The sequence below is a fragment of the Streptomyces sp. NPDC089915 genome (assembly GCF_040684675.1).
Classification (GTDB): domain Bacteria; phylum Actinomycetota; class Actinomycetes; order Streptomycetales; family Streptomycetaceae; genus Streptomyces.
Map to the genome: position 1 here is coordinate 1 of NZ_JBFBGN010000321.1, position 2,073 is coordinate 2,073.

Annotated in this window: 1 rRNA gene and 2 pseudogenes; all 3 read right to left on the minus strand. The window is 70.5% G+C overall.

Annotation, left to right across the window (positions count from 1 at the left end):
* Positions 1 to 367 (minus strand): annotated as a pseudogene (locus AB0O29_RS35360) (hypothetical protein); the annotation flags it as partial.
* Between the two features lie 678 nt (positions 368 to 1,045).
* Positions 1,046 to 1,756 (minus strand): annotated as a pseudogene (locus AB0O29_RS35365) (tetratricopeptide repeat protein); the annotation flags it as partial.
* Between the two features lie 226 nt (positions 1,757 to 1,982).
* Positions 1,983 to 2,073, minus strand: a 5S ribosomal RNA gene (rrf, locus tag AB0O29_RS35370); the annotation flags it as partial.

The following is a 2,073-nucleotide window of genomic DNA, read 5'->3' on the forward strand; positions in this document are numbered from 1 at the left end:
GACGCATCTCGACCTGCCCGGCCTTGTCCAGCTTCTGCACCTCGGGCTCACCGGCCATCGCCAGCGCCCGCTCGGGGCGGCCGAGGCCGCGCTCGCAGTCGGCCATGACGGGCCACAGCTCGACGGAACCGGTCATCCGCTTGGCGGCACGGAACTCGGCGAGCGCCTCGCTGTACTTCTGCGTCGCGTAGGCGGCGAAGCCGGCGGCCTCGCGGACGGCGGCGACACGGGAGGCCAGACGCAGGGCGATGCGGGCGTACGCGTACGCCTGCTCGGGGTCCTCGTCGATCAGCCGGGCGACCATGACGAGGTTGCGCGAGACCTCCTCGGCCAGGCCCTTGGGCAGGCTCAGGAGCTCCTGGCGCACATCGGCGTCGATCTCGTGGCCGGTGACGTCCTCGTCGATCGGGAGCCGCTTGACCGGGTCCCGGTCGCGGTCGGCACGGAACTCGCGGCCACCGCGGTCATCGCGGCCGCCACGGAAACCACCGCGGTCATCGTGGCCACCACGGTAGCCACCACGCTCACCGCCCCGGTCGTCACGACGGGGGTAGGACGGGCGGTCGCCACCGCGGTCGTCACGACGGCCGTACGAGGGACGGTCACCGCCACGGTCGTCACGGCGGCCGTAGGACGGACGGTCGCCGCCACGGTCGTCACGGCCACCGCGGAAGCCACCGCGCTCGTCGTCCCGGCGCGGGTACGAGGGACGGCCGCCCCGGTCATCGTCACGACGGGGGTAGGACGGACGGTCCCCACCACGGTCATCGCGACGCTGGTACGACGGACGGTCGCCGCCACGGTCGTCACGACCGCCACGGAAACCACCACGGTCATCGTCACGACGCGGGAACGAGGGACGGTCCCCGCCACGGTCGTCACGACGCTGGTACGACGGACGGTCGCCACCACGGTCATCACGGCCACCGCGGAAACCACCACGGTCGTCATCACGACGCGGGAACGAGGGACGGTCCCCACCACGGTCGTCACGACGCTGGTACGACGGACGGTCGCCACCACGGTCATCACGACCGCCACGGAAACCACCACGGTCATCGTCACGACGGGGGTAGGACGGACGGTCCCCACCACGGTCGTCACGACGCTGGTACGACGGACGGTCGCCACCACGGTCATCACGACCGCCACGGAAACCACCACGGTCGTCATCACGACGCGGGAACGAGGGACGCTCGCCACCACGGTCGTCACGACGCTGGTACGACGGACGGTCACCGCCACGGTCGTCACGACCGCCACGGAAACCACCACGGTCGTCATCACGACGCGGGAACGAGGGACGGTCCCCACCACGGTCATCGCGACGCGGGAACGAGGGGCGGTCGCCACCACGGTCATCACGGCCACCGCGGAAACCACCACGGTCGTCATCACGACGCGGCGAGAACGGACGGTCCCCACCACGGTCGTCACGACGGAACGAGGGACGGTCGCCGCCACGGTCGTCACGACGCGGGTAGGACGGACGGTCCCCCCCGCGGTCATCGCGACGCGGGTAGGACGGACGGTCGCCGCCACGGTCGTCACGACCGCCACGGAAACCACCACGGTCGTCATCACGACGCGGGTACGAGGGACGGTCGCCACCGCGGTCGTCACGACGGCCGTAAGAGGGACGGTCACCGCCGGCGGGACGGCCGCCGCGGTCGTCACGGCGGAAGCCGCCACCGGCGGGCCGACCACCGCGGTCGTCGCGGCGGAAGCCACCACGGTCACCGCCACGGTCGTCACGGCCCCCGCGGTAGCCGCCCCTGTCACCGCCGTCGTTGCGACGAGGCTCGCGCTCCGGACGATCGTCGGGAGAGTTGGACATGGGTGTGACTCCTGTCTTCGGGGTACCGCTAGTCATTCTCGCGCAACCAGCCCATGGCCGCGCTTCGGCGTAAAGAGGTGCAAAACAAAAAGGACCCTTGGTCCTCAGCGTGAACGCTGAGGACCAAGGGTCCTTTTGAAAGATTGTTCGGCGGCGTCCTACTCTCCCACAGGGTCCCCCCTGCAGTACCATCGGCGCTGAAAGGCTTAGCTTCCGGGTTCGGAATGTAACCGGGC